This window comes from Arthrobacter agilis (genome assembly GCF_006494655.1).
GTDB lineage: Bacteria > Actinomycetota > Actinomycetes > Actinomycetales > Micrococcaceae > Arthrobacter_D > Arthrobacter_D agilis.
This window is the reverse complement of record NZ_VHIM01000004.1, coordinates 121,190-143,449: the sequence shown is the minus strand read 5'-3', so window position 1 is coordinate 143,449 and position 22,260 is coordinate 121,190. Positions and strand designations below refer to the sequence as shown.

The following is a 22,260-nucleotide window of genomic DNA, read 5'->3' as shown; positions in this document are numbered from 1 at the left end:
AGACGCAAAGTAGGCTTTAAACCGTGTCCACGAACCGTATTGCCCTGTATTACGCCTTCACACCCCTTCCCGATCCGGAGGCGATCCGGCTGTGGCAGCGGGCTCTGTGCGAGAAATGGGGTCTGCGCGGACGCATCCTCATCTCGAAGGACGGCATCAACGGCACCGTGGGCGGTGAGGTCGCTGCGGTCAAGCAGTACGTCCGGACCACACGCGAGTACCCCGGGTTCACGGGGCTGGACGTCAAGTGGTCCGACGGCGGGGCCGAGGACTTCCCGCGACTCAGCGTGAAGGTACGGGACGAGATCGTGTCGTTCGGTGCGCCCGGGGAGCTGGTCGTGGATGAGAGCGGTGTCGTGGGCGGAGGAAAGCACCTCGCTCCGGAGGAGGTTCACGCCCTGGTGGACGCCAGGCGGGCGGCGGGTGAGGAGGTCGTCTTCTTCGACGGCCGCAACGCCCTCGAAGCCCAGATCGGCCGTTTCAAGGGAGCGGTGGTCCCCGATGTGAGGACGACGCACGATTTCGTCCGCGAGCTCGAGTCGGGCAAGTACGACGACCTCAAGGACAAGCCCGTGGTCACCTACTGCACCGGAGGAATCCGCTGCGAGGTGCTGTCGAGCCTCATGGTCAACCGCGGGTTCCGGGAGGTCTACCAGCTCGACGGCGGGATCGTCCGGTACGGCGAGACGTACCGTGACCGCGGGTTGTGGGAGGGCTCCCTGTACGTCTTCGACAAGCGCATGCACCTCGAGTTCAGCGATGACGCGGTCACGCTCGGCCGCTGCGTGCGGTGCGAGGCCCCGACGAACACGTTCGCGAACTGCTCGAATCCGGAGTGCCGCAACCTGACGCTCTACTGCGAGGGGTGCGCAGCGGACCCCGTGACGCTCCGCTGCCCGCAGGGATGCGAGCCGGACGAGGCCGAAGCAACCGCCGTGGGTGCAGCATGACTGCTGTCTTCGAGGCCGACGTACCGTCGGCGCCCGCGAGCGGCGAACCCGCGCTGCTGGAAGCCCTGGCCGGTGATCTCGCGGAGCTCGCGTACACGGTCGACGGCGTCGAGGCACTCCTCGGTGCCGCCGCCTACGCGGCGCTCGGACGGGGACACCTCGCTCCTGCACTGCTCGAGGCCCGGCGGATGTCCGACGGGGCGCGCGAAGGCATCGTCCCCGTGCTGCTCTGGCTCCTCGGGGAGACGGTGGACGGGGCCGACCTCGGCGTGGCCTTCCCCCGGACCGGGAGGGCCGGTCTCCAGAGGCTCCGGCTCATCGAACCATCCGAGGGTCCGGGCGCCGGAACCTCGGACGGCGCGGCCGGGTGGCGAGCCGCCGTCGAGCTGCGCCCCTACGGCTCCGACGTCGGCGGCGGGCTGTGGGTGGCCAGCGACCTGGGCTCGGAGCAGCGACCCGGTCCGCTCCGGCACGACCATGTGCTCGGGATCGGCGGTGCATCGCTGACGCTGGCGCAGACCGTGATGCGGAACCCGGTGGCCAGGGCGCTGGATCTCGGCACCGGGTGCGGCATCCAGGCCTTCCACCTGCTGTCCCACGCGCGGCACGTCACCGCCACGGACATCTCGGAGCGTGCGCTCGCCTTCGCCCGCTTCAACCTCCTGCTCAACGCGCCAGCACTCGGGCTCGACCCCCAGCGGCTCGAGGAGCGGGTCGCTCTGCGTCTGGGCAGTCTCCTCGAACCGGTCGCCGGTGAGCGCTTCGATCTCGTGGTCTCCAACCCGCCCTTCGTGATCACCCCGCGCACGGGCTCGCCCGCGGACGCCTACACCTACCGCGACGGCGGTCTGGCGGGCGACGCCATCGTGGAGACCCTGGTCCGGGAGCTCCCCGGGGTACTCGCGCCCGGCGGGGCGGCCCAGTTGCTCGGCAACTGGGAGATCACCGAGGGAACACCGTGGGACCGGAGGGTCGGAAGATTCGTACCGGCCGGCGTCGACGCCTGGGTCATCCAGCGTGAGCAGCTCTCCCCGGTGCAGTACGCCGAGACGTGGCTCCGCGACGCTGCGGAGGACCGCGACCGGTCGGCGTACCTCGACAGCTTCGCGGCATACCTCGCCGACTTCTCCTCCCGCGACGTCGAGGCGATCGGCTTCGGGTCCATCTGGCTCAGGCGCCCGAGTTCTCCGGGGGCCCTGGTGCGGGTGACGCTGGAGGAGATCACCCACGAGATCGAGCAGCCGGTGGGCCCGCACCTGTCCGCCGCCGTCGCGCGCAGCGACTGGCTCGCCGCGCGGACCGAGCAGGCGGCGTCGGGCACCGGCATCGCCGACGCGTTCCTCCTGGTGGCCGACGACGTCACCGAGGAACGCCACCAGCGGCCGGGCGCGGAACATCCCGGCGTGATCCTCCTCCGGCAGGGAGCAGGGCTCCGGCGCACGTCACTCCTCAGCACGGAACTCGCCGGATTCGCCTCCGCGTGCGACGGAGATCTGACCGCAGGTCAGATCGCAGGTGCGCTCGCCATGCTCCTCGACCGGCCCGATCCGGCCTTCACCGCCGAGCTGCTGGTCGATGTCGAGCAGCTGATCCGTGAGGGATTCCTGATTCCGGCCCCCTGAAACCAGCCGTTACCCTTGTGCAGGTACGCATGACGCATACTGTGTGGTGAGCCCAGCAGGGGGTCCCTGACCGGAGACCCGCCTTCGACGCTGAGGTATCGCACCCGTATATATAGGAGAGAAGTGCCGACCAAGGCCACGGACAAGAAGCACGGCAAGAAGCTCGTCATCGTCGAGTCCCCCAGCAAGATCAAGAGCATCTCGGGGTATCTCGGTGAGGGTTTCCAGGTCGCGGCGTCCATGGGGCACATCCGTGATCTCCCCCAGCCGTCGGACCTCCCCGCGGAGCTCAAGAAATCCTCCGTGGGCAAGTTCGCCGTGGACCTCGACAAGGATTTCGAACCGTACTACGTCGTGTCCCCCGAGAAGCGGAAGACCGTCGCGGAGCTGAAGGCGGCCCTGAAGGACGCCGACGAGCTCTACCTCGCGACCGACGCCGACCGCGAGGGCGAAGCCATCGCGTGGCACCTCCTGCAGGTCCTGAAGCCGAAGGTCCCGGTCTACCGACTCACGTTCGGTGAGATCACGAAGGAAGCCGTGACGCGGGCCCTCGGCGAACTGCGCGAGGTCGACATCCCCATGGTCGACGCGCAGGAGACCCGGCGCATCCTGGACCGCCTCTACGGCTACGAGATCTCGCCCGTCCTCTGGCGCAAGGTGGCGCGCGGCCTGTCCGCAGGCCGCGTCCAGTCCGTCGCGACGCGCCTCGTGGTCGAGCGCGAGCGGGAGCGCATGGCGTTCCGGTCCGCGTCCTACTGGGACCTGACCGGCACGTTCACGCCGGAGGATTCCGCGAAGGGCAGCACCTTCCCCGCGAAGCTGGTGGCCGTCGACGGCAGCCGGATCGCCTCCGGCAAGGACTTCTCCGACCGTGGCGAACTGAAGGCCTCGAATGCCGTCCGGCTCGACGAGGACGCCGCGCGGTCCCTCGCCTCGGGCCTGGAGACGGCCGAGTTCGCGGTGCGGTCCCTCGAGACCAAGCCCTACACGCGCCGTCCCGCCGCGCCGTTCACGACGTCGACTCTTCAGCAGGAGGCGGCCCGCAAGCTGCGCTTCAGCTCGAAGGTCACCATGCAGGTGGCGCAGCGGCTGTACGAGAACGGCTACATCACCTATATGCGTACCGACTCGTCGGCGCTGTCCGACCAGGCCATCAATGCCGCCCGCCGGCAGGCGTCGGAGCTGTACGGACCCGAGTACGTGCCCGAGGCGCGTCGGGTCTACAAGGGCAAGGCCAAGAACGCGCAGGAGGCGCACGAGGCCATCCGGCCCGCCGGTGACTCCTTCCGCACCCCCGCCCAGGTGGCGCAGTCCCTGCGCGGTGACGAGTTCCGCCTCTACGAGCTCATCTGGAAGCGCACCGTCGCCTCGCAGATGGCCGATGCCAAGGGCTCGACGGCGTCGCTGCGACTCGGTGCGAGGAGCACCGACGGGCGGGACGCCGAGTTCGCGGCCTCCGGCACGGTCATCACCTTCCGCGGGTTCATGGCCGCCTACGAGGAGGGGCGCGATGCCGACCGCGCGGAGGACGGCGCCGACGACGACACGCAGGGCACGCGCCTGCCGAACGTAGCCAAGGGTGACGCGCTCGGAGCGAAGGCCATCGAGGCTGTCGGCCACGAGACCTCCCCGCCCCCGCGCTACACCGAGGCCTCCCTCGTGAAGGTCCTCGACGAGCGCGGCATCGGCCGTCCGTCCACCTACGCGGCGACTATGTCCACCATCATGGACCGGGGGTACGTGCGGACGCGCGGCCAGGCACTGGTGCCGAGCTGGATCGCGTTCTCGGTGGTGCGGCTGCTCGAGGAGCACTTCAACGACTACGTGGACTACGACTTCACGGCGGAACTCGAGGAGGATCTCGACCGCATCTCCCGCGGGGAGGCGGGGCGGGTCGAGTGGCTCACCAGCTTCTACTACGGTGACCGCAAGGAGACCGGGCTCCACACCATCGTCAACGATCTCGGTGAGATCGACGCCCGCCGGATCAACTCGGTGGAGATCGCCGAAGGCATCACGCTGCGCGTCGGCAAGTTCGGCCCCTACCTGGAGAAGCCGCTGCCCGCTGACGCACCCGAGGGCACGGAGCCCCAGCGCGCGAATGTCCCCGAGGACCTCGCCCCGGACGAGCTGACGGCTGAGAAGGCGGTCGAGCTCATGGAGGCTCCGACGTCGCAGGAGCGCGTGCTCGGCACCGATCCGGAGACCGGACGCTCGATCGTGGCCCGCGACGGCCGGTACGGCCCCTACGTGATCGAGCTGATCCCCGAGGTCACGGCCGAGGAACTCGCGAGCCAGCCGGTGGAGTACTACAAGAACGGCAAGCCCAAGCCGCCGAAGAAGCCCGTGAAGGTCAAGCCGCGCACCGGATCGCTCTTCACGTCCATGTCGGTGGACACCGTGACGCTCGAGGAGGCCCTCAAGCTCATGAACCTCCCGCGCGTGCTCGGCACGGACGAGGAGGGCAAGGAGATCACGGTGCAGAACGGACGCTTCGGCCCGTACCTCAAGAAGGGCAGCGACTCCCGGTCCATCGGGTCCGAGGAGGAGATCTTCACCATCACCCGTGAGCAGGCCCTGGAGATCTACGCGCAGCCCAAGCAGCGTGGCGGCCGGACGGTGACCCCGCCGCTGGCGGAGTTCGGCGACGATCCCGTGAGCGAGAAGCCGATCGTGGTGAAGGACGGCCGCTTCGGCCCGTACATCACGGACGGCATCACGAACATCACGGTCCCGGGTTCCATGGCCATCGAGGAGCTCACGCGTGAGCAGGCCATCGACATGCTCGCGGAGAAGCGGGCGAAGGGCCCGGCTCCGAAGAAGACCACGCGGCGGGCTCCGGCGAAACGCAAGACGGCGGCGGGCAAATAGCGCCGTCCGGCGCGGGGCAATGATATTGGCGGGGGATGAGCTGGAAGCGCGGGAACAATGCGGCTAGGTGTGCTGGACATAGGGTCGAACACGGTCCATCTGCTCCTCGTGGATGCCCACCCGGGTGGTAGGCCGGTGCCCTTCGCATCGCACAAGAAGCCCCTGCAGCTGGTGGCCTATCTGGACGAGCAGGGCCGTATCTCCCGGAAGGGCCAGGACGAGCTCATCGGATTCGTGCAGGAGGCGCGTGCCTTCGCGGACGGTCACGACGCCGAGGACTTCCTCGCGTTCTGCACCTCCGCGATCCGCGAGGCCGGCAACGGCCGTGACGTGCTGGCCCGGGTGCGGGAGGAGACCGGCGTCGACCTCCAGGAGCTGTCCGGGGACCAGGAGGCAGCCGTCACCTTCCAGGCCGTCCGGCGCTGGTACGGGTGGGGCGCCGAATCCATCCTCAATCTCGACATCGGTGGTGGTTCCTTCGAGCTGGCGATGGGTACGGACGAGCTGCCCGAGGTGGCCCTCTCCGTACCGCTGGGGGCCGGCCGGCTGACCCGGGACTGGCTGCACGGTGATCCGCCTTCGGCGAAGAGCGTCAAGGAACTCCGCCGCTACATCAGGGCGACGCTCCGCGAGGCGGTACCGCAGTTCGCCCACCTGGGCAGGCCGCACCTCGTCGCGGGGACGTCCAAGACGTTCCGCTCGCTCGCACGCATCGCGGGGGCGGCGCCGTCGGCCGCGGGTCCCTTCGTCCGGCGGGAGCTGCGCCTGGAGGATCTGGCTCTCTGGACCAAGCGCCTCGCTGCCATGAGCGCCAAGGACAGATCCAACCTCGACGGCGTCTCCGAGCTCCGCGCACCGCAGGTCCTCGCCGGGGCACTGGTCGCGGAATGCGCCCTTGATCTCTTCGGTGTGCCCTCGATGGACATCTGCCCGTGGGCCCTGCGCGAGGGCCTGCTGCTGCGGCGCTTCGACGCCAAGATGTTCGATGCCGAGGAGCCGCTGCCGGGAGCCGGAGTGGGCCATGCCCAGCTCGACTCGACGCGGCGCGTGCCCGTGGCCGTGCCCGAGGGGGCCTGACATGGTGCATCCCACGGACGCGCTCCCCTCCATCCCGGTGGCCCTCTCGAGTGCCTCGGTGTACCCGCTCGCCGTCCACGATGCGTTCGCGCTGGCCCAGGACCTCGGCTACGACGGCGTGGAGGTCATGGTGACCAACAACTCCGTCAGCCAGGCCCCGGACCAGCTCGCCGTGCTCAGCGAACGCTACGAGATGCCCATCCTCGCGATCCACGCACCGACGCTGCTCCTCACCCAGCAGGTCTGGGGGAAGGCCTGGACGAAGATCGAGCGTTCGGCGGCGATGGCGGCGGAGGTGGGGGCCAAGACCGTGGTGACCCACCCGCCCTTCAGATGGCAGACCGGGTACGCCGAGGAGTTCCCCGAGGGGATCCGGCGCGTCGCGGCGGAGTACGGCGTCGAGATCGCCGTCGAGAACATGTACCCGTGGAAGGTCAGGGGCCGCGAGGCGAAGGCGTACCTGCCGCACTGGAACCCCGTGCCGGAGCCGTACGAGCGGCTCACGTGGGACTTCTCGCACGCGGCGATCGCCGGCATGGACTCCTTCGAGGAGATCCGCGGGTTGGGGGAACGGCTCGCGCACGTCCATCTGACGGACGGGACGCCGAACGGGAAGGACGAGCACCTGTTGCCCGGCCAGGGCCAGCAGCGGTGTGCCGAGGCGCTCTCGTTCCTCGCCGAATCGGCGTGGGACGGCGTGGTGGCCGTCGAGGTGAGCACGCGCCGTGCCCGTGGCGCCGGTGAACGTGAGGACTGGCTGGCTGAGACCCTGCAGTACGCGCGAACCCACCTGCAGCACTAGCAGCCGCCCCGGCAGGGCTGTCCTTGCCCACGCGATCCGAAGGTGCTTAAAGAGAGATGGCGCCGGTGGCCTGGACAGATGTTGGGGGAATCATCTGCTGCCACCGACGCCGGACCGGATCAGGAATTCCGGTCCTCATCACTCGCACCCTTATGAGGTACTTAGAACACTAGGGCGCCTCCTTGTGCTGCAACAGGAAAACCGCTGGGAGTAGCCTGTGAACCGCGCATGGAAGGATGGGTCCATGACTGCCGACACCGCCCCGCGCATCGCCTTCCTCGGCTGCGGCTCCATGAACGAATCCATCCTCGCCGGCCTGCTCGCTGCAGGCAGGGCGCCCGGAAGTGTCACGGCGACCGTCCGCAGGGCGGACCGCGCAGAGGAGCTTCGCGCACGGCACGGTGTGACGGTGCTCGCCACCGGCGAGGACGACGCCGCGAACGCAGGGGCGGTCCGGGAGGCCGACGTCGTGATCCTCGGGGTGAAGCCCGTGGGGATCGTCCCGCTCGCCCGGGAGATCGCTCCCGCCCTCAGGCCGACCGCCGTCGTCATCAGCGTGGCCGCTGCGGTCTCCCTGGCCATGATCGAGGCCGAGCTACCCGCGGGCCAGCCGGTCGTCCGTTCCATGCCGAACACCCCGTCGAGGCTCGGCAGGGGAGTGCTCTCGATCTCGGCCGGATCCTCGGCGACGCCGGAGCTGATGGACATGGCGCGTGCTCTCCTCGCGCCCGCGGGCACGGTGGTCGAGATCCCGGAGTCCCAGGTGGACGCGCTCTCGGCCGTCAGCGGGTCCGGTCCGGCGTACGCCTTCTACCTCGCGGAGGCCATGGCAGCGGCCGGCGTGGACCTGGGCCTCGACCCCGGGCTCTCGGCGCTCATCGCACGGGAGACCGTTGCCGGGGCGGGCTTCATGCTGGCGGAGGAGGGCGCGGACGCCGCAGCGCTCCGCCGCGCCGTCACGAGCCCCAACGGGACCACCCAGAGCGCCATCGAGACGTTCGAGGAGCTGGGGCTGCAGGGGATCATCGGCAGCGGAGCCCGCGCGGCGACCGCGCGCGCCGCAGAGATCACGCGGGAACTGGCAGGGCCGGTTTCCTGACGAGTCGCACCGACGGACCGTTCGCAGTGACGGAGCCGTTGACGAGAAGGCGGGCGTCCTACGGCCGGCCGGCGAAGCGCTCGAGCAGGTCCACGTGCCCGGACACGATGAGCATGTCCCGCCCGGAGACCTTGGTGTCGGGCCGAGCGTAGGTGAAGTCCTCACCGGGCGACTTCACGCCGACCACGGTGACGCCGTACTTCGACCGCACAGCGGACTCCGCGAGGGTGAATCCCTGCGTCTCCTTCGGCGGATACATCTTCACGATCGCGAAGCCGTCGTCGAACTCGATGAAGTCCAGCATGCGACCACCCACGAGGTGCGCTGCGCGCTGACCGGCGTCGGCCTCCGGGTAGATCACGTGGTTGGCGCCGATGCGCTTGAGGATCTTCCCGTGCGAGGGCGTGATCGCCTTGACCCACAGGTGGTCTATCCCGAGATCCACGAGATTGGCGGTGATGAGCACGCTCGACTCGATGGAGGTTCCCACCCCGACGACGGCGGCGGAGAACTCCTGGGCACCCAGCTGCCGGAGGGACTCGATGTTCGTCGCGTCGGCCTCCACGACGTGCGTGAGGATACTGGCGAACTTCTGCACGAGCTGGGGATCCCGCTCGATGGCGAGGACCTCCCGGCCCTGGCGGACCAGCTGCTCGGCGGTGGCGGCCCCGAAGCGGCCGAGGCCGATCACGAGGACGGGGGCGTTGTGGGCGGGTCTCTCAGCCAATGATCGGCCTCTCGTCGGGGTAGCGGTAGAGCGTGCTGCGTTGCCTCAGCGCCAGGGCGGAGGCGAGCGTGATGGTACCCATGCGCCCGGCGAACATCAGGGCGGACAGGACGTACTTGCCGGCCGGTGGGAGCTCGGCGCTCAGATTGGTGCTGAGGCCACATGTGGCGAAGGCGGAGATGACCTCGAAGACCACCTTGTCGAGGGGCTCGTCGGTGAGGCTGAGGATCAGGGCGCTCCCCACGAGCACCAGGGTGGCACCCATGAAGATCACGGAGATGGCGACGCGCATGGCACCCGACGGGATGGTGCGGCCCCACGCCCTGACGTCGTTGTCGCCGCGCGCCTCCGCCACGATGGCGAGGAACATGACGGCGATCGTGGTGACCTTGATACCGCCGGCGGTCGACGCGGACCCACCGCCCGCGAACATGAGGGCATCCGTCAGGAGCATCGTCGTGGTGCTCATGTCCGTCTGCTCCACGAGGTTGAAGCCACCAGAACGCGTCATGACGGAGGCGAACAGGGCGTGGATCGCTTTATCGGTGACGCTCAGGTTCGCGATCGTCTCCTCGTTCTCCCATTCGAGGAAGCCCCAGGCGAAGGTGCCCGCGACCAGCAGGATCAGCGAGACCGAGACGGTCAGCTTGGCGTGCAGGGTCCATTTCCTGAAGTGGTGCCGCACCTGGACGAGCACCATGATGACCGGGAACCCGAGGCTGCCGAGGAACACGCCGAGCATGATGGGCGTGAGGATCCAGAGATCCGTCTCGTAGGGGACCAGTCCGTCGCTGTGCGGCGTGAAGCCGGCATTGTTGAAGGCGGAGATCGAGTAGAAGACGCCGTGCCAGATCGCCAGCCACCACGGCTCGCCGAGCACCATGAAGCGGGGGATCATGGCGGCTGCGAGCACGACCTCGATGACGACGGAGGTGGTGATGACGATCCGCAGGAGCGTACCGATCTCGCCGAGGCGGCTCGCGTTGTTGAGGGCCTCCTGGGCGAGGAGCTTGCCGCGCACACCGAGCCGCTTGCTCACGATCAGAGCGAGGAGCGACGCGAGCGTCAGCGTTCCGAGACCGCCGATGAAGATGGCGAGGAGAATCACGAGCTGCCCGAAGAAGGACCAGTGGGAGGCTGTGGAGACGACCGTCAGCCCGGTGACGCACACGGCGGACACCGCCGTGAAGAAGGCATCGTGCAGGGCCGTCACCTCGCCGTCGGCGGCGGACATCGGCAGGCTCAACAGCGCCGTGAAGACCAGGATGACGGCCGTGAAGATGAACAGTGCCAGCCGCGCCGGCGAGCTGTTGGCGAACGAGTCGACGAAGTCGCGGACCGAGGCCAGCAGCCTGACGTACCCGCGTCGATCGTCCGTCAGCCACCGCGGCTGTTGACTTACCATTGGCGTCCGCTCTGCCCCGTGTCCTGGTCCTTCCGCCGAAGCGGCTGCCCTCATTGTCCCTGCAGTAGTAAAGCATCTCACCCGGGTCCATCGTCGGAAGATCCGGCATCGCGTAGCCTTGCAGTGATGTCTACGCATTCCGGGCCGGCGGTGCCCCTCCAGGTGGTCTGGGACGAGGCCATGCTCGCCTATGACTTCGGCGGACAGCATCCCATGAACCCCGAGCGCCTCCACCTGACCGCCCGCCTGGTGCGCGATTGCGGGCTGCTCGCCCTCGACGGCGTGCGGGTCACCGCTCCCGTCGTCGCCTCCGACGGGGACCTGGCAACGGTGCACAGCCCCGACTACATCCGTGCGGTGCGGCACGTGAGCAGCAATCCCGACGTCTCCGATGCCGCCCACGGGCTCGGCACGGAGGACAATCCGGCGTTCGCGGGCATGCACGAGGCGAGCGCGCGGCTCGCCGGTGGGTCGATCGGGGCAGCGGACACGATCCTGGGCGGGGGCGCGGTCAGGGCCGTCAATTTCGGCGGCGGGATGCACCACGCCGCACGGTCCCGCGCCAGCGGCTTCTGCATCTACAACGACGCCGCCGCGTCCATCCAGCGCCTGCTCGACCGCGGTGCGCAGCGCGTGCTGTACGTCGACGTGGACGCCCATCACGGGGACGGTACGGAGAGCATCTTCTGGGACGATCCCCGCGTCATGACCATCTCCCTCCATGAGACGGGGATGAGCCTCTTCCCGGGCACCGGGTTCGCCAACGAGATGGGCGGCGCGGGAGCAGAGGGTTATGCGGTGAACGTGGCGCTGCCGACCACGGCGGGTGATGCCGCGCTGCTCCGGGCGTTCCATGCCGTGGTGCCCCAACTCGCCAGGGCCTTCGCACCCGAGGTGATCGTGAGTCAGCACGGATGCGACTCCCACCGGGAGGACCCGCTCACCAACCTCAGGGTGAGCGTGGACGCCCAGTACGCGCTTATGCTGGCCGTGAGGGAACTGGCCGACGGCCTGTGCGGTGGTCGATGGATCGCGACCGGGGGAGGCGGCTACGCGCTCGCGAGCGTGGTGCCGCGATCATGGGCGCTCCTCGTCGCGGTCGCCGCCGGTGCGACGACAACACCGTCGACGCCGGTGCCTGCCGCCTGGCGGGACTACGTACTGGAGCGCCATGGCATCGATACCCCACGGCTCATGGGTGATGGCGCGGACACGTGGTGGAGGTCCTGGGAGATCGGCTACGACCCCAATGACGAATTGGACCGCACGGTGATGGCCACGCGCAGGGCTGTCTTTCCGCTCCACGGCCTCGACCCGTGGTTCGACTGACGACGCCGAACCAGGATGCTGTTCGGCGTATATATCGCTAGGGTGGTCGAATGGGTATCGATGGTGTGTTCGCGGTGATCGCCGAAGGCACGCGCAGGCAGATCCTGGAGAGTCTGCGCGCCGGTGACAAAGCGGTAGGGGAGCTCGTCGTGGAGCTGCAGGTGAGCCAGCCGACGGTGTCCAAGCATCTGAAGGTCCTCCGCGAGGCAGGCCTCGTGACGATGAGGGCCCAGGGGCAGAAGCGGTTCTACTCGCTCGAGACGACGCCCCTGGAGCGGGTGCAGGAGTGGCTGAGCGCCTTCACCCCGATAGGCGCAGCCACCCCACCGTCCCCGTCGGCAGGCGGCGCGATGGGCGAGCCGATCGCACCGCTCGTCTCCGATGGTTCGAGCGTGGACGGAGGACTGCTCGCCGCTGCCGTCCTCGCAGGGCCCGTGGCTGACGGCGGTGATGCCCCTGTCGAGGAGGAGGCGCACGCGGGTCCGCCGGTCGGCATCGGATCGGACGTGGAGGGGTCGAGCGGCGCTGCCTCACGGCCGCCGATAGGCCGCACCGTGGGACGCGCCGCCGAGCGGGCTGCGGACCTCATCTCGCAGTTACGGCGTCGGCGCGACCCGTCGGCCTAGCGCCCCTGACGCGGCTGCGGGCGAGCCGGAGGTGTCCCACAGCACCGGGGTGCTCCAGCCGGCACACGCAGCAGCAGTGCCCCCGGATGGCTCGCGTCCTTTCACTTTGGTCACATCAGCCACTACAGTGATCCTCTGGGCGGATAGTCCTCAGGCGGCAGGGCGAGGCAGCCCGGTGTCGCTCGCGGGTGTCGGTCACGACGCCGGTCTCAGGATGACGTACAGGCTCCCATGCAAAGGAATAGTGGTGAAATGGCAGACGGGATTAACTTCTCGGATGTGCAGTTCTTGACGGTCGCGGAAGTCGCCGATCTCATGCGGGTGTCGAAGATGACGGTCTACCGGCTTGTCCACGCGGGTGATCTACCTGCCGTGCAGTTCGGCCGCTCCTACCGCGTCCCCGAATCCTCCGTCGAGGAGTTCCTCCACCGCGCGCAGGTCGACTCCCACCCGGAGAGCGCCTGAGCCGTCCCGACCGTTCGCCAAACGCATGTACCCTGTTAAGGAGCGTTTTGGGCGGGCACAGGCCCGCTCGAGGTACAGCATCATCCGGGCGATTGCCAGCAGGCACGCGTCCTTCGCCACCCCAGTGCACGGTCCCGGCTCCCGGCCGGAGAGTGCGCTGGCACCACAACAGTCTGTGAGGACTCTATGGGTTCAGTAATCAAGAAGCGCCGCAAGCGGATGGCCAAGAAGAAGCACCGCAAGCTGCTTCGCAAGACGCGCCACCAGCGCCGCAACAAGAAGTAGTCAGGGTCCGGCTCCACACCGGATCTGCAGACCGGCCCGGTTCTCCGCTCGAGCGGAGGTGCCGGGCCGTCGTCGTTCCCGCGCCTCCTGTGCTGTGTCGGAGCCGATCGGCGCCCGGCTCAGCGGCTCCGGAAGCGGGCGAACCCCCGCCACAACCCGTACACCGATCCGGCGACGGTCGCCGCGCGCAGGCCGAGCGTCGCGGCCCTCCTGCCGCTCCGGAAGTCGTAGACGGGCCAGTTGTTGGCCCGGGCATGACGGCGGAGCCTGGCGTCGGGATTGATCGCCACAGGATGGCCGACGACCGTCAGGAGCGGGATGTCGTTGTAGGAGTCGCTGTAGCCCCAGCACCGCTGGAGGTCCAGGTTCTCGCGTTCGGCGAGGGCGAGCACGGCAGCGGCCTTCGCGGGGCCGTGAAGGAAATCGCCCACCAGCTTCCCCGTGTACAGGCCGTCCACGACCTCACCGACCGTCCCCAGGGCACCCGTCAGTCCCAGGCGGCTCGAGATCACCCCCGCCACCTCGACGGGCGTTCCCGTCACGAGCCAGACCTGGCGCTGCGAGGAGAGGTGGTGGTCGGCCAGGGCTCGGGCCCCGGGCCAGATCTTGGAGGCGATCATCTCGTCGTACACCTCCTCGCCGAGGGCCAGGATGTCCTCGTGGGCTATGCCGATCGCGAAGGCGAGCGCAGCGTCCCGCACCGAGTTGACGTCCGTCATGGTCTCGCCGCGCATGATGAAGCGCAGTTGCTTCCAGGCGAGCCCCGCGGCGAATCGGAGGGTGAAGGCTCTGCGCTGGTACATCTTGCGGCCCACGTGGAACAGGCTCGCGCCGCGCATCAGCGTGTTGTCGACGTCGAAGAACGCGGCCTCGCCCGCGGTCGCCGGAGGCTGTGGCGTGGGCTTCGTGGCCCGGGCTGCGTCCGGCATGCTCCGAGTCTAGTTCGTCGCTCCGACAGGGCTCCTCGCGGCCGACCGTCCCGGCGCGGCGCGGCAGTACGGTGGTGGGATGGAAGAAGAGGACGAGGTCCCCGGTCCCGGCGTGACGCTCCTGACGCGCGCCGAATGCCACCTGTGCGAGGACGCCCGGCTCGTGGTCGAGCGTGTCACCACTGATCTCGGCCTGGGCTGGCGGGAGGTGTCGGTGGCGGATGCGCCGGACCTGGGGCGGAGGTTCGCGGAGGAGTTGCCGGTCCTGTTCATCGACGGTGTGCAGCGCGACTTCTGGTCCATCGACGAGGCACGGTTGCGGCGGCTGCTCTCGCCGGCCTGACCGGTCGGAGCAGGAGCCCTGGCCGTGCAGGCGTGTGCAGGCCCGCGCATTCCGACCGGCTTGGTACCCCCGCATCGTCGGCATACAGTGGTGGTCACCGCCGCTCGCGACGTCGAGGGACCGGAAGACCCGCTCCCGCCGGTGAGGCGAGGCAGCGCTAGCAACGGAGCCGATGACAGTGACAATGCCGGACAGGCCGCGCGTGCCCCACGCGCCGGGCCTCCATCCCGTGGATGATCCTGTGCGCCACATCCCGCCGGCCTCCCTGGCGAGGCTGACCATCTATCTGCGCGCACTGAACTCCCTTCTGGCCGAGGGTACGGAGCGCGTCTCGTCCGAGGAGTTGGCCGACGCCGCCGGCGTGAACTCGCCGATGCTGCGCAAGGACCTCTCCTACCTCGGCTCGTACGGAACACGCGGTGTCGGCTACGACGTCCAGTACCTCAACCGCCAGATCTCCGTGGCGCTCGGTCTGACGCTCGACTGGCGGGTGGCCATCATCGGAGCGGGAAACCTCGGCCGCGCGCTCGCGGGCTACTCCGGGTTCGTGTCGAGGGGGTTCGAGATCGTGGCGCTGTTCGATGCGGACCAGCTGGTGGTCGGCACCGAGGTCGGGTATCTCAAGGTCAGCGCCGTGGTGGATCTGGAGACGGTCATCGAGCGGACACGCACCAACATGGCCGTGCTGTCGGTTCCCGGGTCCGTTGCACAGGAACTGTGCGACCGGCTGGTGGCCGCGGGAATCTCGAGCATCCTCAGCTTCGCCCCGGTGGTGCTCCAGGTGCCGCCGCACGTGCAACTGCGGAAGGTGGACATGTCGACGGAGTTGCAGATCCTCGCGTATCACGCGCAAAGGGCGCAGGAGCCGGACCTCGGTCCGGTCTCCCGCGCCCAGTGATCATCGGGGCCGAGGGTCAGTAGCCCAGCTTCTGCGCAGCGAAGTAGGGGCGTGCGGGCTTCAGGTACGTCATGACGACGCCGGCCACGCCGAGGAGCATGACGACGACGTCGAGCGCGGTACCCAGACCGGAGACGGGCGGCAGCTGCTGCCCGCTCGTCTCTGCTGCCTGGCTCGCCAGCGGCAGGAGCAGGAGTGTCCCCAGCACGCCCAGCACGCTCAGGGCGGCGAAGACGGTAGCCGTGATGCGTGCCCAGTTGTGACCCTTGCGGATGAACACGGCGAGAACCACGTAGATGGCAGAGACGATCACGGCGAAGACCAGGGTGATGCCGATACCCACGCCCGCCATCGCCATGTCCGACGAGGGCGCGGAGAAGGCGGAGACGAGCGACGCCACCAGTGAGAGGATGCCGGCCGCCAGGATCAGGTAGTAGGCCCGCATCACCTCCTTGGGAGCGGGACCCTTGTCCCTCGTGCCGACCTCGGGCGCGGACGAGGGGTAGGCATAACCCGACGTCGGGCCTTGCGGGGACCCGTACTGGCCGCCGTCGTTCCGCTGTCCATACGGATGCTGGTTGCCGTCCGGTCCGGGCGGGTTCCAGCCCTGGCCATCCGGTCTGCTGTCGTCCCGTCCGTGGCCCGGGGTGTCCTGTGGTGTACTCATCGCGGCGTCCTCCGTCGTACTGGTGGGTGGTCATCCGCGCAGGTGCCCCCATGGACGTTCCCCGGCGGATGTGGTGGACCCAGCCTAGTTCGTGGCAGGCGCCGATGCAGGACGCACGACGGGTCGGCCGCGCCGGCCCCGCGCCGGCCCCGCGCCGAGCGGCAGGCGGCGCCGTCACGGGGACGGCGCCGGCCTGGCTGCTCCTGCGGGATGGAGTGCGCGGGTCAGACCGCGGCGGGTACCGGTGCGACGAACTCCGCCTCGATGCTGATGGTCACCTTGTCACCGACGAGCACGCCGCCGGCTTCGAGGGCCGCGTTCCAGGTGAGGCCGAACTCCTTGCGGGAGATGGTGGTGGATGCCGTGACGCCGGCGCGGGTGGTGCCGAAGGGATCGACGGCCACTCCGTTGAACTCGGCGTCGAGGACCACGGAGTGGGTGATGCCGCGGATGGTGAGGTCACCGGTGATGCTGTAGCTCTCGCCCGATCCCGCGTGGGACGTGGAGACGAAGGTCATCTCGGGGAACTGCTCGACGTCGAAGAAGTCGGCGCCCTTGACGTGGCCGTCGCGGTTCTCGTCGCCGGAGGTGAAGGAGGTTGTCATGATCGTGACGGTGATGGCGGAGTCCTCGAGGGACGAGCCGACCGCGAGCGATGCGTCGACGTCCTTGAAGGAGCCGCGCACCTTGCTGATGCCGGCGTGGCGGACACTGAAGCCGACCTCGCTGTGCGCGGGATCGAAGGACCAGGTGCCGGAGGTGAGGCCTGTGGGGACAGTCATGATGAACTCCTGTGAGGGTGGGCTGAATGCTTACGAAGAGCAAAAGCATGCGTATGCATGTTTTATTCCACCTTTTCTATCAAAGGTTCAACAAAATCCCCGGTCCGCCACGGCGTGGTGCACGAGAGCCGTCCGTCCCCGTCATGCCCTGGGGCCGACCGAGGTGATTGGCCGTCGCGCGGCCGATGCGGGAAACTGGGGGGATGCAGCGATCTACTGTCCACCTGGTGCGCCATGGTGAGGTCCACAACCCGGAGGGTGTCCTGTACGGGCGCCTCCCCGAGTTCCACCTCTCGGAGCTGGGTCGGCGTATGGCTGACCAGATGGCCGGCTACTTCGAGCAGCGGCGCGAGGGCGGCGCCAACATCGTGCTGCTCGTCGCGTCCCCCCTGACCCGGGCGCAGGAGACCGCGCAGCCCGTCTCGGAGGCACTCGGTCTCCCGATCACCACGGACGAGCGCATCATCGAGGCGGAGAACCGCTTCGAGGGGATGTCCCGCATCAAGAGCAGGCTCCGCCAGCCGCGGTACTGGCCACTGCTCGTCAATCCCTTTCTCCCCTCCTGGGGCGAGCCCTACAGCCAGCAGGTCTCCCGCGTCCTGGAGGGAGTGCAGTCCGCGCGCCGTGCCGCCCTGGCGCTCGCCGGCCCCGGCGCCGGCTCGGCCGGGGGCGAAGCGCCGCCCGAGGCAATCCTCGTGAGCCACCAGCTCCCCATCTGGGTGACGCGGCTCGCGGCCGAGCACCGCAGGCTCTGGCACGACCCGCGTCAGCGCGAGTGCACACTGACATCGGTGACGTCCCTCGATTTCGACGGGGAGGCCATCCGGCGCGTGCGCTACAGCGAGCCCTGTTCGGACCTGCTCCCCGGTGCCGCGAATGTCCCCGGCGCGTAATAGAATTACTACACGTCGTAGAAATCAACGGAAGAAGCCGTGACCGATAACGCCCGCTCCACGAGGCGCCGCCCCCTGCTCAGGCTGGGCGTGGCTCTGGCCCTCAGCGTGCCCGTGTCGCTGGTCATGACGTCCTGCGCCGCGGAGGACCCGCTGGCACAGCAGGCGGCAGCCGGCGACGGCAAGAACTACATCGCGGGCGATGGATCCGTGACCGAGTACGCGGCCGACGACCGTGGGGAGCCGGTGGACGTCACCGGAACACTCTTCGACGGCACCACGGTGTCGAGCACGGAGTGGGACGGCCAGGTGACCGTCCTCAACTTCTGGTACGCGTCCTGCGCCCCCTGCCGCGCGGAAGCCCCCGACCTGGTCTCCCTGCACGACGAGTACGCTCCCCAGGGGGCGGAGTTCTACGGCGTGAACATCCGGGACGAACAGGCCACCGCCGAGGCCTTCGAGCGGAGCTTCGGCATCCCGTACCAGAGCTTCGAGGACAAGGACGGCGGGGTGCTGCTGGACATGACGCAGTACGTGCCGCCGCAGGCCGTCCCCACCACGATCGTCCTCGACAAGGAGGGTCGGGTGGCCGCGCGGATCCTCGGCCTCGCGGACCGCAGCACGCTCAAGGCACTGATCACCGATGCTCTCGCCGAGTAGCGCTCCGCGCGAACGGCACCCGTGATCCTGGCGAGTGCAGTGTCGTCCTCCGCCGTCGTTCCCCTCACCGTGGGGAACGCCTTCGCCGACGCCGTCCTCAACGGTTCCATGCTCCTCGCCCTGCCGGTCGCGCTGTTGGCGGGTTTCGTCTCGTTCGCCTCGCCCTGCGTGCTGCCCCTCGTCCCCGGCTACCTCGGCTACGTCACCGGACTGACCGGAGTGGACCTCGAGAAGCAGCGCAGGGGACGGATGTTCGCCGGCATCGGGCTGTTCGTGCTCGGTTTCTCCGTGATCTTCATGGCCTATGGCACGCTGTTCGGCCAACTCGGCGCCTTCCTGCGCGTCTCGCAGGGCTGGCTCATCCAGGTGTTCGGCGTGGTGGTGATCCTCCTCGGCATCGTGTTCATGGGTGGTTTCTCCTGGTTCCAGCGCGAGAGCCGCGTCCACGCCAGGGTGCCGGCAGGTCTCCTGGGAGCCCCGCTGCTCGGCCTCACGTTCGGTCTCGGCTGGGCGCCCTGCATCGGCCCGACCCTCGGCGCCGTCCAGCTCCTGGCCATCTCGGGCAACGACGCGACGGCGCTCAAAGGCGCCTTGCTGACGTTCGCCTACTGCCTCGGACTCGGTGTGCCGTTCCTCCTCATCGCGCTCGGAGTGCGGCGGGGCATGGGAGCGCTCGCCTTCTTCCGCAGGCACCGGCTGCTGTTGCAGCGCACCGGGGGAGGCCTGCTGGTCCTGGTCGGCGTGCTCATGGTCACGGGACTCTGGAACACCTGGATCACCCGGCTGCAGGACCTCCTGATCGGGAACGTGGTGCTGCCGATATGACGCGTGTCAGCGGAGCAGGCCGGTACGGGAATCGACGAACGGGAAGGGCACAGTGAAGCAGGACGCCGCAGAGGGCACGGAGGGCAGGGCGGCTACCGCCCGGGCCGACGTCGTCCTGCCCTCCCTCGGATTCTTCGGCACCCTCCGCTGGGCGTGGACGCAGCTCACGAGCATGCGCACGGCGCTCTTCCTCCTGCTGCTGCTGGCCGTCGCGGCCGTCCCCGGATCACTCTTCCCGCAGCGGCCCGCGAATCCCGCGGTGGTCACGCAGTACATCCAGGACAACCCGGACACCGGCCCGGTCCTCGACTGGTTCCAGCTCTTCGACGTCTATTCGTCGGTCTGGTTCTCCGCGATCTACCTCCTGCTCTTCATCTCCCTCATCGGCTGTGTGGTGCCCCGGGCCCGGGCACACTTCCGGGCCGTACGCTCCACGCCCCCACGCACGCCCAAGCGGTTGTCACGGCTTCCCGTCCACGGGACGCTCGAGGTACCTGCCGAGCGCGCGCGCGCGGCGGGCCTCACGCCGTCCGGCGCGGCCGAGCAGGCCGCAGTCCTCCTCAAGAAGCGCGGCTACCGGGTGGACGTGCGTGATGCGGCGACCGACAGACCCTCGGTCGGTGCGGAACGCGGGCTCGCCAAGGAACTCGGCAATCTGGTGTTCCACACCTCCCTCATCGGTGTGCTCGTGTCGGTCGCGATCGGCGGCCTCTTCGGCTACAACGGGCAGAAGGTGGTCGTGGAGGGCGACAGCTTCGTCAACACCCTGATCGGCTACGACAGCTTCAACCCCGGCTCCAACTTCTCGGCGAACCGGCTCGAGCCCTACTCCATCACCCTGGATTCCTTCGACGTGCGGTTCGATCGCGAGCAGACGAGCCATTACGGCCAGCCGCTGGACTTCACCGCCAACATCACCACGCAGGACGGGCCGGGCGCCGCGGAGGAGCAGCAGGTCCTCAAGGTCAACGCACCCGTGACCATCGGGGGAACGAACGTGTACCTCGTGGGCAACGGCTACGCGCCCATGGTGACCGTGCGCGACGGCGAGGGGAACATCGCATCCGAGGGACCGGTCGTCTCCGTGCCGTCGGACGGTCTCTACACCTCGCTGATCGTGATCAAGGCACCCGATGCGAAGCCGGACCAGCTCGGCTTCGTGGGGTTCTTCCTGCCCACCGCCTTCGTCGACGACGAGGGGGTCTCCTTCTCGCGGGATCCCGATCCGTTCAACCCGCAGCTCAACCTCAACTCCTACTACGGTGATCTCGGGCTCGACGACGGAACGCCGGAGAACGTGTACGTCCTCGACACCGAGAGCCTGACGGAGCTGAACAGCCGCAACAACGACGACGGCGGCATCGTCCTCGGTGTCGGCGAGACCTACGACCTCCCGGAGGGCAAGGGCTCGGTCACCTTCGACGGGCTGAGGCGCTACGTGGCCCTCGACATCCACCACGACCCCGGGGAGGTCGGGGCGCTCGTGTTCTCGACCTCGGCCCTGCTCGGCCTGACGGCGTCCCTGTTCATCGGGCGCCGCCGGCTCTGGGTCCGGACGGGCGAACACCCGGACGGCCGGATCCTGGTGGAGTACGGACTGCTCGCACGCGGTGAGGACCACCGGCTGTCCGGTGAGGGCGAGGCCGTCGAGAAGCTGCTCGCGGATCACTGGTTGGTGCCGAGCGGCACCGCAGGGGAAAATAGCGTGCAGGAGACCGTTCCGACGGCCGCCGGCACGGGGGACTCACGCACCATGACTAAGGACAACTGATGCCACAACCCGTCAACGCCGAGCTCGGGCAGATCAGCGAGCTCTTCATGCTGCTGGCCTCCATCGCCTATGTGGTGGCCCTCATCTTCTTCGTCCTGGACCTCGTGAAGTCCAGTACGACCATCGGCACCCTCGAGTCCGGGCTCGCGAGCGGGAAGGCCGCTCCGGAGCGCAGCCTCGCAGGGGTCGGCGGACGCGGCGGCACCGCGGAGTCCGTCCCGTCATCCATGCCGGCCACGGCCGACGACTCGATGGACTACGGCGCCGGCCCACGCCGTGGAGCAGCCCGCATCGCCGTCGCCCTGACGGTCGTCGCGGCGATCATCCACGGCTCCGCCGTCGTCACCCGGGGCATCGCTGCTCACCGCGTTCCGTGGGGCAACATGTACGAGTTCTGCACCACGGGCGCCTTCCTCGTCGCGGCCATCTTCCTGATCACGCTCACGCGCAAGGACCTGCGTTTCGTCGGTTCGTTCGTCCTGGGGCTCGTGGTCGTCATGCTGTGTGCGGCCACCGTGGGCTTCCCCACACCCGTCGCCCGGCTCATCCCGGCCCTGCAGAGCTACTGGCTGATCGTGCACGTCTCCATCGCCGTCGCTTCCTCGGCCCTGTTCACCATCACCTTCGCCATGTCGGTCCTGCAGCTCCTGCAGACGTCCCGCGAGGCGAAGCTGCTCGCCGGCAGGACGGACACGGCCAGGTTCCTCCGCCTCGTGCCGTCCGCCCTGAGTTTGGAGAACCTCTCCTACCGTCTCAACGCCATCGCCTTCGTCGGCTGGACGTTCACCCTCATGGCGGGTGCCATCTGGGCGGAGCAGGCCTGGGGCCGGTACTGGGGCTGGGACACCAAGGAGGTCTGGACGTTCGTGATCTGGACCGTCTACGCGGGGTACCTGCATGCCCGGGCCACCCGCGGGTGGACGGGTACGCGCGCGGCATGGCTCTCGATCGTCGGCTACCTCTGCATCGTGTTCAACTTCACGATCGTCAACATCTACTTCTCGGGACTGCACAGCTACTCCGGCGTCTAGGAGTAGCTGTGCAGCCTCGACGGACCGGATCGACACTGAGTATCGACACTGAATATCGACACTGAAGACCGATACCGAGGACCGATATTGAGGACGGCTACCGAATGACGAAGCCCCGCGACTGCAGCCGCGGGGCTTCGTGGTGGGTCTGCTCGGTTCGTGTGCATGGGCGAGGGCCGTCTCGTCCCCTGCCTTCGTTCGTT

The 22,260-nt window shown here is 68.6% G+C and carries 22 protein-coding genes; 17 read left to right on the top strand and 5 right to left on the bottom strand.

Features of this window, described 5'->3' with window-relative positions:
- Window positions 1-23: 23 nt before the first annotated feature.
- The 6 genes from trhO to proC all read left to right on the top strand — a co-directional run bounded on the left by trhO (window position 24) and on the right by proC (window position 8,421).
- Window positions 24-950 (top strand): oxygen-dependent tRNA uridine(34) hydroxylase TrhO, encoded by a 927-nt coding sequence (gene trhO, locus FJV46_RS07605; protein WP_087028295.1) that lies wholly within the window; start codon window positions 24-26, stop codon window positions 948-950.
- The gene (locus FJV46_RS07600) at window positions 947-2,572 is read left to right on the top strand and encodes a DUF7059 domain-containing protein (RefSeq protein WP_087028292.1); all 1,626 of its coding nucleotides are present in this window, start codon (window positions 947-949) and stop codon (window positions 2,570-2,572) included. The genes trhO and FJV46_RS07600 overlap by 4 nt, the downstream gene beginning before the upstream one ends.
- A gap of 123 nt (window positions 2,573-2,695) precedes the next feature.
- A complete protein-coding gene (gene topA / locus FJV46_RS07595; RefSeq protein WP_087028290.1) occupies window positions 2,696-5,443 on the top strand; it encodes a type I DNA topoisomerase in 2,748 nt (915 codons plus the stop codon).
- Between the two features lie 57 nt (window positions 5,444-5,500).
- On the top strand, window positions 5,501-6,520 hold the full coding sequence (locus FJV46_RS07590) for a Ppx/GppA phosphatase family protein (RefSeq protein ID WP_087028288.1): 1,020 nt from the start codon (window positions 5,501-5,503) through the stop codon (window positions 6,518-6,520).
- Between the two features lies 1 nt (window position 6,521).
- Complete coding sequence (locus FJV46_RS07585; RefSeq protein ID WP_087028285.1) at window positions 6,522-7,322, top strand: sugar phosphate isomerase/epimerase family protein; 801 nt, start codon at window positions 6,522-6,524, stop codon at window positions 7,320-7,322.
- Between the two features lie 244 nt (window positions 7,323-7,566).
- Window positions 7,567-8,421 (top strand): pyrroline-5-carboxylate reductase, encoded by an 855-nt coding sequence (proC, locus tag FJV46_RS07580; protein WP_087028283.1) that lies wholly within the window; start codon window positions 7,567-7,569, stop codon window positions 8,419-8,421.
- 58 nt (window positions 8,422-8,479) lie between these two features.
- Here proC and FJV46_RS07575 read toward each other — a convergent pair whose 3' ends face one another.
- The gene (locus FJV46_RS07575; protein WP_087028281.1) at window positions 8,480-9,148 is read right to left on the bottom strand and encodes a potassium channel family protein; all 669 of its coding nucleotides are present in this window, start codon (window positions 9,146-9,148) and stop codon (window positions 8,480-8,482) included.
- Complete coding sequence (locus tag FJV46_RS07570) at window positions 9,141-10,553, bottom strand: TrkH family potassium uptake protein (protein WP_087028279.1); 1,413 nt, start codon at window positions 10,551-10,553, stop codon at window positions 9,141-9,143. The genes FJV46_RS07575 and FJV46_RS07570 overlap by 8 nt, the downstream gene beginning before the upstream one ends.
- 126 nt (window positions 10,554-10,679) lie before the next feature.
- On the opposite strand from FJV46_RS07570, the gene FJV46_RS07565 reads away from it, so the two are divergent.
- The 4 genes from FJV46_RS07565 (at window position 10,680) to FJV46_RS07550 (ending at window position 13,258) form a co-directional block, all read left to right on the top strand.
- A complete protein-coding gene (locus tag FJV46_RS07565; protein WP_232008486.1) occupies window positions 10,680-11,882 on the top strand; it encodes an acetoin utilization protein AcuC in 1,203 nt (400 codons plus the stop codon).
- A gap of 50 nt (window positions 11,883-11,932) precedes the next feature.
- On the top strand, window positions 11,933-12,508 hold the full coding sequence (locus FJV46_RS07560; RefSeq protein ID WP_087028277.1) for an ArsR/SmtB family transcription factor: 576 nt from the start codon (window positions 11,933-11,935) through the stop codon (window positions 12,506-12,508).
- Window positions 12,509-12,760: 252 nt separating this feature from the next.
- Window positions 12,761-12,973 carry a helix-turn-helix domain-containing protein gene (locus FJV46_RS07555; RefSeq protein WP_087028275.1) on the top strand — a complete coding sequence of 71 codons (213 nt, stop codon included), beginning with the start codon at window positions 12,761-12,763 and terminating at the stop codon, window positions 12,971-12,973.
- Window positions 12,974-13,159: 186 nt separating this feature from the next.
- Entirely contained in the window at window positions 13,160-13,258 is a 99-nt protein-coding gene (locus tag FJV46_RS07550; protein ID WP_003792170.1) for a 30S ribosomal protein bS22, read from the top strand.
- 119 nt (window positions 13,259-13,377) lie between these two features.
- Here the strand turns inward: FJV46_RS07550 and FJV46_RS07545 are convergent, their stop codons facing one another.
- Entirely contained in the window at window positions 13,378-14,187 is an 810-nt protein-coding gene (locus tag FJV46_RS07545) for an HAD family hydrolase (RefSeq protein ID WP_087028273.1), read from the bottom strand.
- Between the two features lie 79 nt (window positions 14,188-14,266).
- On the opposite strand from FJV46_RS07545, the gene FJV46_RS07540 reads away from it, so the two are divergent.
- Together FJV46_RS07540 and FJV46_RS07535 are read left to right on the top strand one after the other, a co-directional pair.
- Window positions 14,267-14,530, top strand: coding sequence for a glutaredoxin family protein (locus tag FJV46_RS07540; RefSeq protein WP_087028271.1), 264 nt, complete (start codon window positions 14,267-14,269; stop codon window positions 14,528-14,530).
- 184 nt (window positions 14,531-14,714) lie between these two features.
- A complete protein-coding gene (locus FJV46_RS07535) occupies window positions 14,715-15,428 on the top strand; it encodes a redox-sensing transcriptional repressor Rex (protein ID WP_087028269.1) in 714 nt (237 codons plus the stop codon).
- Between the two features lie 16 nt (window positions 15,429-15,444).
- Here the strand turns inward: FJV46_RS07535 and FJV46_RS07530 are convergent, their stop codons facing one another.
- Together FJV46_RS07530 and FJV46_RS07525 are read right to left on the bottom strand one after the other, a co-directional pair.
- Window positions 15,445-16,095, bottom strand: coding sequence for a hypothetical protein (locus tag FJV46_RS07530; RefSeq protein WP_087028267.1), 651 nt, complete (start codon window positions 16,093-16,095; stop codon window positions 15,445-15,447).
- 224 nt (window positions 16,096-16,319) lie between these two features.
- Complete coding sequence (locus tag FJV46_RS07525) at window positions 16,320-16,877, bottom strand: YceI family protein (RefSeq protein ID WP_087028265.1); 558 nt, start codon at window positions 16,875-16,877, stop codon at window positions 16,320-16,322.
- Window positions 16,878-17,080: 203 nt separating this feature from the next.
- Here FJV46_RS07525 and FJV46_RS07520 point away from each other — a divergent pair, with 203 nt between their 5' ends.
- From FJV46_RS07520 to ccsB, 5 genes are all read left to right on the top strand, one after another.
- Window positions 17,081-17,770 (top strand): histidine phosphatase family protein, encoded by a 690-nt coding sequence (locus tag FJV46_RS07520; protein ID WP_087028264.1) that lies wholly within the window; start codon window positions 17,081-17,083, stop codon window positions 17,768-17,770.
- 39 nt (window positions 17,771-17,809) lie between these two features.
- Window positions 17,810-18,430 (top strand): TlpA family protein disulfide reductase, encoded by a 621-nt coding sequence (locus FJV46_RS07515; RefSeq protein ID WP_370684671.1) that lies wholly within the window; start codon window positions 17,810-17,812, stop codon window positions 18,428-18,430.
- A 69-nt stretch (window positions 18,431-18,499) separates the two neighbouring features.
- A complete protein-coding gene (locus tag FJV46_RS07510) occupies window positions 18,500-19,255 on the top strand; it encodes a cytochrome c biogenesis CcdA family protein (RefSeq protein ID WP_087028670.1) in 756 nt (251 codons plus the stop codon).
- 52 nt (window positions 19,256-19,307) lie between these two features.
- Window positions 19,308-21,026, top strand: coding sequence for a cytochrome c biogenesis protein ResB (gene resB, locus FJV46_RS07505; RefSeq protein WP_087028262.1), 1,719 nt, complete (start codon window positions 19,308-19,310; stop codon window positions 21,024-21,026).
- A complete protein-coding gene (ccsB, locus tag FJV46_RS07500; protein WP_087028259.1) occupies window positions 21,026-22,057 on the top strand; it encodes a c-type cytochrome biogenesis protein CcsB in 1,032 nt (343 codons plus the stop codon). Before resB ends, ccsB begins: the two co-directional genes overlap by 1 nt.
- Window positions 22,058-22,260 lie beyond the last annotated feature (203 nt).